This is a genomic window from Mycobacterium sp. E3305 (assembly GCF_001666785.1).
GTDB lineage: Bacteria > Actinomycetota > Actinomycetes > Mycobacteriales > Mycobacteriaceae > Mycobacterium.
In genome coordinates, this window is sequence record NZ_LZJA01000222.1 from 22,829 (window position 1) to 32,323 (window position 9,495).

Genomic DNA, 9,495 nt, shown 5'->3' on the forward strand with positions numbered 1-9,495 from the left:
TCGACGAGCACGGTTTGCGGCCTCAGCCGCTTCCGTTGCGGCGGCTGGCTTTTGGTGTCGGGCGGCCCACCCCGGCCCCGGGCCGGGTCCGAGCGCCGGTCCGGGTCCCAGCCTGGGGCCCGGCTCAGGGCGATTCGGACCCGGCGCCGGTGACGGTCCGGGCGCCGGCGATGGACCGGGGCGCCGCGGCGGCCGCTAACCCGGGAGCCGCACAACCGAAACCACCCGCGCGGCGGTCGCCGACGCGGGTGGTTTCGGTTGCGGATTAAACGTCGTAGTAGAGCGCGAACTCGTAGGGGTGCGGGCGGATCTGCACCGGCAGGATCTCGTTCTCGCGCTTGAAGCTGATCCACGTCTCGATCAGGTCGGGCGTGAAAACGCCGCCCTCGGTGAGGTATTCGTGGTCCTCTTCCAGACGGTCGATCACCGCGGACAGCTGGGTGGGCGCCTGCGGGATGTTGGCGGCCTCTTCCGGCGGAAGCTCGTAGAGGTCCTTGTCCACCGGGGCCTGCGGCTCGATCTTGTTCTTGATGCCGTCCAGCCCGGCCATCAGCATCGCCGAGAACGCCAGGTACGGGTTGCCCGACGAGTCGGGGCAACGGAACTCGAGGCGCTTGGCCTTCGGGTTGCTGCCGGTGATCGGGATACGCACGCACGCCGAGCGGTTGCGCTGGCTGTAGACCAGGTTGATCGGCGCCTCATAACCCGGGACCAGTCGCTTGTAGGAGTTGACGGTCGGGTTGGTGAAGGCCAGCAGTGACGGGGCGTGGTGCAGCAGACCGCCGATGTAGTGCCGCGCGGTGTCCGACAGGCCGGCGTAACCGGTCTCGTCGTACATCAGCGGGCTGCCGTCCTTCCACAGCGACTGGTGCGTGTGCATGCCGGAGCCGTTGTCACCGAACAGCGGCTTGGGCATGAACGTGACGGTCTTGCCGTTCTGCCAGGCGGTGTTCTTGACGATGTACTTGTACAGCTGCATGTCGTCGGCGGCGTGCAGCAAAGTGTTGAACTTGTAGTTGATCTCGGCCTGCCCGCCGCTGCCCACCTCGTGGTGGCCCTTCTCCAGGCTGAAGCCGGCCTTGATCAGGTTCGACAGCATCTGGGCGCGCAGGTCGACGTAGTGGTCGACGGGGGCGACCGGGAAGTACCCACCCTTGGGGCGGACCTTGTAGCCGCGGTTGGGGGTGCCGTCGTTCTCGGTGGGCTCGCCGGTGTTCCACCAGCCCGAGATCGCGTCGACCTCGTAGAAGGAGCCGTTGGTGCGTGAGTCGAAGCTGACCGAGTCGAAGATGTAGAACTCTGCCTCGGCGCCGAAGTAGGCGGTGTCCGCGACGCCGGTGCTGATCAGGTAGTTCTCGGCCTTGCGCGCGATGTTGCGCGGGTCACGCGAGTAGGGCTCGAGCGTGAACGGGTCGTGCACGAAGAAGTTCAGGTTCAGCGTCTTGTGTTCGGTGAACAGGTCGATCTGCGCCGTCGCGGGGTCGGGCAGGAGCAGCATGTCGGATTCGTGGATGGACTGGAATCCGCGAATCGAGGAGCCGTCGAAGGCCAGGCCGTCCTCGAAGACGCTCTCGTCGAAGAACGAAACCGGAATCGTGAAGTGCTGCATGATGCCTGGCAAGTCACAGAACCGAACGTCGACAAACTCGACGTCCTCGTCCTTTACGAGTTTGAAAACGTCGTCGGGCGTCGTTTCCGTCACAGAAATGCTCCTTTACTTGGTGAGATCCGCGGCCTGACGCTATGGAGCAGATGTTGCCCGCCAGTCAACCCCGTGTTGCGCGCACGTTACGCGACCCATGTTGTTCACAAAAGAGGCGCCGTCACCGGCGGGTTCTATTGTGGGGCCATGGACCGCTGGATCGTAACTCTTCCGGTGCCCCGGCGCAGCGTTCGGTCGGGGTCGCGGGACGCGCTCGTCGCCGAGTCGAAGCCCGGCTCCAGACGATGACGCCGGACTCGCCGTCCACCTATCCCGGCGAGCGGCTGGGCCTGCCGCAGACCGGACCCGGTTCGCTGGCCCCGATGGGCCGCCGGCTGGGCGCGCTGATGATCGACTGGCTGATCTCGTACGGCCTGGCCGCGCTGGCCATGCGCTTCGGCTTGTTCTCCGAACACATGCTGTCGACGGCGGTGCTGGGCATCTGGTTCGTGCTCGGCGTGGTTTCGGTGCGGCTGTTCGGCTTCACGCCCGGTCAGTTGGTGCTGGGTCTACGGGTGGTGACGGTCGACGGGCGCGGGGCGGTCGGCGTCGTCCGGGCGGTGGTGCGGGGCGGGCTCGTCGGGATGGTCGTCCCGGCGTTGTTCACCGATTGGGACGGCCGCGGTATGCAGGACCGGCTGACCGCGACGGCGGTCGTCCGGCGCTGATTGGCTCCGATCTGGCTACTTACGCCGCACGGTGCGCTGCACACCACGCATCTTGCCGGCGTTCGGGAGCGGGCCCTTCGGCAGGACGGCGGCGCCGGCCCGCGTGCCCAGGGCGGCCAACCGGGACTCCAGCGTGTCCATCTGTTTGGCGGTGATGTTGGCCGGCAGGCGGTTGAGGTGGCGCTCCAATTTGGCCAGCGGAACCTCGTCTTCGCCGTTGCCGACGACCAGGTCGTAGATCGGCACATCGCCGATCAGGCGCGCGGTGCGTTTCTTCTCCTGGGCCAGCAGCGGGCGGACCCGGGCCGAGGATCCCTCGCCGACCAGGATGACGCCGGGACGGCCGATCACCCGGTGCACCGCGTCGAGGTGACCGGTCGCGGCCACCCCGGGCGTCACCCGCCACTTGCCGCGCAGGTTGTCCAAAGCCCATGCGGCCGCGCCGGTTTGGCCCTCGGCCTTGCTGTAGACGCTCTTCTGCGCGCGACGGCCGAAGACGATGAACGCGGCCAGCGCGCCCAGCACCACGCCGAGTGGGATCAGGGTGATCATCGTCAACCCGCCGGCCCACACACCGACCGCCACCGAGATGCCCACGATGACGACGAAGGCGCCGATCATGTACGGCAGCAGTCGCTTGTCCTCGCGGCGCTGCAGGTTGAACGCCTGCCACAGCTGGGCGCGGCGCTCCTTCGCGGCGGCCTTGCGCGCGGCCTGCGCCTGTGCCCGGGCGGCCTTGTTCTCAGCGGCGGTGCGGGGTTTAGCCATAGTCAAAGGATACGTATCGGCGCGGGCCGCCACGGCGGCGCGGCAGGTTCAGGCGCGGGTGCGCGCCGCTTGCTCGTAGAGCCGGCCCGCCCGGTAGGACGATCGCACCAGCGGCCCGGCCAGCACCCCGGAGAAGCCCAGCCCTTCGGCGTCGCGGGCGAACTCGACGAATTCCTCGGGCCGCACCCAGCGCTCGACCGGGTGGTGCCGGGTGGACGGACGCAGGTACTGGGTGATGGTGACGATGTCGCAGCCGGCGCCCCGCAGGTCGGCCAGGGCGGTGCGCACCTCGTCGGCGGTCTCGCCCAGCCCGAGGATGAGGTTGCTCTTGGTGACCAACCCGAACTCGCGTGCCGCGGCGATGACGTCCAGGCTGCGCCGGTAGCTGAACGCGGGCCGGATCCGCTTGAAGATCCGCGGCACGGTTTCGACGTTGTGCGCCAACACTTCCGGGCGTGATTCGAACACCTCGGCTAGCCGCGTGGGCTCACCGTTGAAGTCGGGGATCAACAGCTCCACCCCGGTCGACGGGTTGAGCTCCTTGATCGCGCGCACGGTCTCGGCGTAGAGCCAGGCCCCGCCGTCGGGCAGGTCGTCGCGGGCCACCCCGGTGATCGTGGCGTAGCGCAATCCCATGGTCTGCACGCTCTCGGCGACGCGCCTGGGCTCGTCGCGGTCCAGGGCGGCGGGCTTGCCGGTGTCGATCTGGCAGAAGTCGCAGCGGCGGGTGCACTGGTCGCCGCCGATCAGGAACGTGGCCTCCCGGTCCTCCCAGCACTCGAAGATGTTGGGGCAGCCCGCCTCTTCGCAGACGGTGTGCAGGCCTTCGCGCTGCACCAGGCTTTTCAGCTGGGTGTATTCGGGCCCCATCCGGGCCCGCACCTTGATCCACGGCGGCTTGCGCTCGATCGGGGTTTGCGCATTGCGGACCTCCAGGCGCAAGAGCTTGCGGCCTTCGGGTGCGACAGTCACATCGCTGATGCTACGCGCGTGCCGGGGTGTTCCCGGACCGGCAGGACCCCGTCGAGGGCGTCGCAGACGGCGTTTGCGACGGCCGCGCGGACGTCCCCGACAGCCACCGGGCGCCGCAACTCGGCCGACAGCGAGGTCACGTCGGCGTCGGTGATGCCGCACGGCACGATCGTGCCGAACGCGTCGAGGTCGCAGTCACAGTTGAGCGCGAACCCGTGCAGGGTGGTCGCCCGCGAGACCCGCACACCGATGGCGCCGACCTTGCGGTCGGGCCGCCCGGCACCGCCCGGCACCCACACCCCGGACCGGCCGTGCACCCGGCACGTCTCCAGGCCCAGGTCGCCGCACACCTTGATCAGCGCCTCCTCGAGGCGCCGCACGTAATTCACCACGTCGAGCGGCTCGCTCAGGCCGATGATCGGATAGCCGACCAGCTGCCCCGGGCCGTGCCAGGTGATCTTGCCGCCGCGGTCGGTGTCGACTACGGGCGTGCCGTTCACCGGTCGTTCGTGCGGCTCGGTGCGCCGTCCCGCGGTGTAGACCGGCGGGTGCTCGAGCAGCAGCAGCGTGTCGCCGCCGCCGGCGACCCGGGCGTCGGCCAGCTCGCGCTGCAACTGCCAGGCCGTGCGGTATTCGACGGTTCCGAGCTGGCGGACGTCGATCGCGGCCCGGCTGGACCGGATGGAATCGATCACGTTCGCGACGCTACTCGCCGGGCAGGCAAGCCGCGACGCTGCGTCAGCCACGATCGCCGCTAGTCCGATGGCGGCGACCCGCTTCGCCCGGCTGCGCCGCGCTTGCGATCGCCGCTAGCCCGATGGCGGCGACCCGCTTCGCCCGGCTGCGCCGCGCTTGCGATCGCCGCTAGTCGTGGTCGCGCTGGGCGGTGGCGTAGCCGAGCGCCTCGCCGATGGTGTTGTGGTGGAACTCGAAACCCGCCCGCTCAAGCGCGGAGGGGATCGCGCGCTGGCCGATGAGCACGCCCTCCTCGGCGAACTCGCCGAGCGCGGCCCGCACCGCGAAGCCCGGCACCATCAGCGGGGTCGGGCGGTTGACCGCGCGGCCGAAGGCGGTGGTGAATTCGGCGTTGGTGACCGGCGCGGGCCCGGTCATGTTCACCGGGCCGGACAGCGCGGTGTTGGAGATCGCGAACAGCAGCGCCCGCACCTCGTCCTCCAGGGTGATCCACGACATGTATTGACGGCCGCTGCCCAGCCGCGCCCCCAGGCCCGCCCGGAACAACGGCCGCAACCGCCCCAGCGCGCCACCCGCCGGGGAGAACACCAGCCCGGTGCGGGCCAGCACCACCCGGGCGCCACCGTATTGGGCCGGCAGCGTCGCGGCCTCCCAGTCCTCGCACAGCTGGGCCAGGAAACCCTTTCCCGCCCGGTCGTTTTCGTCGACCACGCGGTCCTTGGTGTCCCCGTAGTAGCCCACCGCGCTGGCGTTGACCAGGGTCGCCACCCCGGCGTCGGCGACGGCATGCGCCAGCACTTCGGTGGGGGCGATGCGGCTGTCCCGCAGGCCCTGCTTGAAGGCGCCCGACCAGCGGCGCTGGCCGACGTTGACGCCGCACAGGTTGACGACGGCGTCGACGTCGCTGATCGCGTCGACGTCGAATTCGCCGCTCTCGGGGTTCCAGTGCAGCTCGTCGGAGTTCGACGGTGCCCGGCGCACGATGCGCAGCACCCGGTGGTCGGCCGCACGCAGGGCGGCGGTCAAGGCGGATCCGATCAGGCCGGATGAACCCGCGATCGCGATGACGGGCTTGGCCACGGTTCGCCAGTCCTCCTAGAGACCCAAGTCGGCCTCGAACGCTCCCTCTTCGAGCCGGTGCTTGATCGTGGTGAGGAAGCGTCCGGCGTCAGCGCCGTCGATGAGCCGATGGTCGTAGGTCAGTGGGAGATAGCAGATGGAGCGGACGCCGATGGACTCGTTGCCGAATTCGTCGACGATCACCCGGGGCCGCTTCACGATCGCCCCGGTGCCCAGCATGGCCGCCTGCGGCGGCACCAGGATGGGGGTGTCGAACAAGGCGCCCTGGCTGCCGATGTTAGTGATCGTGAAGGTGCCGCCGGACAGTTCGTCGGGCTTGAGGTCGCCCGACCGGGCGCGCGCGGCGATGTCGGCGATGGCCCGCGCCAGCCCGGCCAGCGACAGGTCGCCGGCGTTGTGGATGACGGGGGAGAGCAGCCCCTGATCGGTGTCGACGGCGAAGCCGAGATGCTCGGCGTCGTAGTAGGTGATCTCCTTGGTCTGCTCGTTGTAGCTGGCGTTGATGTTGGGGTGGATCTTCAGCGCATCGATCACCGCCCTGGCGATGAACGGCAGGAAGGTCAGGTTGACCCCCTCGCGCTCGGCGAACGCGGACTTCGCCCTGGCCCGCAATCCGACGATCCGGGTCATGTCGACCTCGTGCGTCTGGGTGAGCTGGGCGGTGGCCTGCAGGGATTCCCGGGTCTTGTTCGCCGTGAGTTGGCGGATCCGGCTCGCCTTCTGCGTGGTGCCGCGCAGGTGCGCCAACGCCGGCGCCGGGGTGGGCGCGGCCGCCGGGGCGGGCTTGCCGTCGGCGGCGGGTGCCTGGGCCTGGGCCGCGGCGGGCGCCTGGGCGGGGGCGGGCGCCTTCTGGGCCTGCTGCTTCTTCTCCGCGGCGGCGAGCACGTCCTGCTTGCGGATGCGGCCACCGACTCCGGTGCCGGTGATCTCGGTCAGGTCGACGCCGTTCTCGGTGGCCAGCTTGCGCACCAGCGGGGTCACATACGGCGCACCGTCCGGGCCCGAGCCGCTGGGCTCGGCGGCCGGCTGCGCTTGCGCCGGTTGGGCTTTCGGCGCGGGCGCCGGCTGGGACACCGGCTGAGGTTCGGGCTTCGGCTCGGCCTTGGGTGCTTCGGCCTTGGGTGCTTCGGGCGCCGGCTCGGGCTTGGGTTCCGGTTTGGGAGCCGGCGGGGGAGTGGGGGCGGACGCGGCCTCGGAGCCGGTGCCGATCCGCGCCAGCTCGCCGCCGACCGGCACGGTGGCGTCCTCCTCGGCGGTGATGCTGACCAGCACGCCGGCCACCGGTGAGGGGATCTCGGTGTCGACCTTGTCGGTCGACACCTCGACCAGCGCCTCGTCGACGCCGACCGAGTCGCCGACTTTCTTCAGCCAGCGGGTGACCGTGCCCTCGGTCACCGATTCGCCCAGCTCGGGCATCAGCACCGGGGTCGCGTCGCCGCCACCCGAACTCTGCGGTGCGCGTTCGGGTTCGGGCTGGGCGGGGGCGGCCTTCTCCGGCTCGGGCTCGGGCTGGGCCGGTGGGGCGGATTCGGCCTGCGGCTCGGGCTGGCTGGGCGCCTGCGGGGCCGCCTGCGAACCGCCGCCGTCGGACGAGTCGCCGATGACGGCCAGCTCGCCGCCCACCTCGACCGTGTCGTCCTCCTGGGCGACGATCTTGGTCAGGACACCCGCGGCGGGCGACGGAATTTCGGTGTCGACCTTGTCGGTGGACACCTCGACGAGGGGTTCGTCGAGTTCGACCGTGTCGCCTTCCTGCTTGAGCCAGCGGGTGACCGTCCCCTCGGTGACGCTCTCACCGAGTGCGGGCATCTGGACGGAGAAGGCCATCGTCTTTGACTCCTCGATCGCTCGTGGGTCGGGGTGGGTCGAACACATCGCTAGCCGCTGAAAAGTAGCTATCCAAAACTATCCTGTCACTGCGTCCGCGCCGGCACACATCCAGGGCGGACGTTCCCGGGACTTCCCGAACCCCCTTGCTACGGTGTGGCCACTGCAGTTGAGCGGGGAGGTCAAAGATGCCGGCAACACAACGGCTACCGCAGCATTTCGTCGACAGCGCCGACGGCGCGCGAATCGCTGTCTACGAAGAGGGGAATCCCGACGGCCCCACGGTCGTGCTGGTGCACGGCTTTCCCGACTCCCACGTGCTGTGGGACGGGGTCGTCCCTCTGCTGGCCGACCGGTTCCGCATCCTGCGATACGACAACCGCGGCGTCGGCCTGTCTTCGGCGCCCAAACCGGTGTCGGCCTACACGATGGAGCGGTTCGCCGACGACTTCGCCGCCGTCACCGGCGAGCTCAGCCCCGGCCAGGCCGTGCATGTGCTGGCCCACGACTGGGGCTCGGTTGGAATCTGGGAATACCTGAAGCGGCCCGGTGCCGGTGACCGGCTGGCCACCTTCACGTCGGTGTCCGGCCCCAGCCAGGAGCAGTTGGTCGACTACATCTTCAGCGGCCTGCGGCAACCGTGGCGCCCGCGCCGGTTTGTGCGATCGGTCAGCCAGGCGCTGCGATTGAGCTACATGCTGTTCTTCTCGATCCCGGTGCTCGCGCCCCTGTTCCTGCGGCTGACGATGTCGATTCCCGCGCTGCGGCGCAACGCCGTGGACAACATCCCGGTCGAGCAGATCCACCACTCGCCGCAGCTGGCGCGCGACGCCGCCCGTTCGGTGAAGACCTATCCCGCCAACTACTTTCGCTCGTTCTCCGGCCGCGGGCAGGGCATCCATGTCGTCGATGTGCCGGTGCAGCTGATCGTCAACACCAGGGACAAGTACGTGCGGCCCTATGGCTACGACCACACGCCGCGGTTCGTGCCGAGGCTGTGGCGGCGCGACATCAGGGCCGGCCACTTCTCGCCGATGTCCCACCCGCAGGTGATGGCCGCCGCGGTGCACGAGTTCGCCGATTGGGCCGAGGGCAAGCCGGCGAGCCGCGCGTTGCTGCGCGCCCAGGTCGGGCGCCCCCGCGGGTCCTTCGGCGACACCCTGGTGTCGGTCACCGGCGCCGGCAGCGGAATCGGACGCGAGACGGCGTTCGCCTTCGCGCGGGAGGGCGCCGAACTGGTCATCAGCGACATCGACGAAGCGGCCGTCAAGGCCACGGAAGCCGAGATCGCCACCCGCGGCGGCGTCGCCCACGCCTACGTGCTCGACGTGTCCGACGCCGATGCTGTGGAGGCGTTCGCCGAGCGGGTCAGCGCCGAGCACGGGGTCCCCGACATCGTCGTCAACAACGCCGGCATCGGACACGCGGGCGGATTCCTCGACACCCCGGCCGAGCAATTCGACCGGGTGCTCGACGTCAACCTGGGCGGCGTGGTCAACGGGTGCCGATCTTTCGCGCGGCGGCTGGTGGAGCGCGGCACCGGCGGCTACATCGTCAACGTCTCGTCGATGGCCGCCTACGCCCCGCTGCAGTCGCTGAACGCCTACTGCACGTCGAAGGCGGCGACCTACATGTTCTCCGACTGCCTGCGCGCCGAGCTCGACGCCGCCGACGTCGGGCTGACGACGATCTGCCCGGGGGTCATCGACACCAACATCATCAACACCACCCGCTTCGACGCGCCCGCCGGAAAGGGCGAACAGGTCGACGGTCGGCGGGGCC

At 69.7% G+C, this 9,495-nt stretch carries 8 protein-coding genes; 2 read left to right on the forward strand and 6 right to left on the reverse strand.

Annotation, left to right across the window (positions count from 1 at the left end; all coding sequences use genetic code 11):
• Window positions 1-265: 265 nt before the first annotated feature.
• Window positions 266-1,702 (reverse strand): type I glutamate--ammonia ligase, encoded by a 1,437-nt coding sequence (gene glnA, locus A5701_RS20515; protein WP_067277809.1) that lies wholly within the window; start codon window positions 1,700-1,702, stop codon window positions 266-268.
• Window positions 1,703-1,947: 245 nt separating this feature from the next.
• Here glnA and A5701_RS20520 point away from each other — a divergent pair, with 245 nt between their 5' ends.
• Window positions 1,948-2,370 carry an RDD family protein gene (locus tag A5701_RS20520; protein WP_067757998.1) on the forward strand — a complete coding sequence of 141 codons (423 nt, stop codon included), beginning with the start codon at window positions 1,948-1,950 and terminating at the stop codon, window positions 2,368-2,370.
• A 15-nt stretch (window positions 2,371-2,385) separates the two neighbouring features.
• Here A5701_RS20520 and A5701_RS20525 read toward each other — a convergent pair whose 3' ends face one another.
• The 5 genes from A5701_RS20525 to sucB form a co-directional block, all read right to left on the reverse strand.
• On the reverse strand, window positions 2,386-3,138 hold the full coding sequence (locus A5701_RS20525) for a DUF4191 domain-containing protein (RefSeq protein WP_067758001.1): 753 nt from the start codon (window positions 3,136-3,138) through the stop codon (window positions 2,386-2,388).
• A gap of 48 nt (window positions 3,139-3,186) precedes the next feature.
• Window positions 3,187-4,110, reverse strand: a complete 924-nt coding sequence (gene lipA / locus A5701_RS20530; protein ID WP_067758004.1) for a lipoyl synthase — start codon at window positions 4,108-4,110, stop codon at window positions 3,187-3,189.
• On the reverse strand, window positions 4,107-4,805 hold the full coding sequence (gene lipB / locus A5701_RS20535) for a lipoyl(octanoyl) transferase LipB (protein WP_067758007.1): 699 nt from the start codon (window positions 4,803-4,805) through the stop codon (window positions 4,107-4,109). Before lipB ends, lipA begins: the two co-directional genes overlap by 4 nt.
• Before the next feature lie 169 nt (window positions 4,806-4,974).
• Window positions 4,975-5,886, reverse strand: coding sequence for a TIGR01777 family oxidoreductase (locus A5701_RS20540; protein ID WP_067758010.1), 912 nt, complete (start codon window positions 5,884-5,886; stop codon window positions 4,975-4,977).
• A gap of 15 nt (window positions 5,887-5,901) precedes the next feature.
• Entirely contained in the window at window positions 5,902-7,713 is a 1,812-nt protein-coding gene (gene sucB / locus A5701_RS20545; protein WP_067758013.1) for a 2-oxoglutarate dehydrogenase, E2 component, dihydrolipoamide succinyltransferase, read from the reverse strand.
• A gap of 188 nt (window positions 7,714-7,901) precedes the next feature.
• Here sucB and A5701_RS20550 point away from each other — a divergent pair.
• The coding region (locus A5701_RS20550) for an SDR family oxidoreductase (protein ID WP_067758017.1) at window positions 7,902-9,495 on the forward strand (1,594 nt) is incomplete at its 3' end.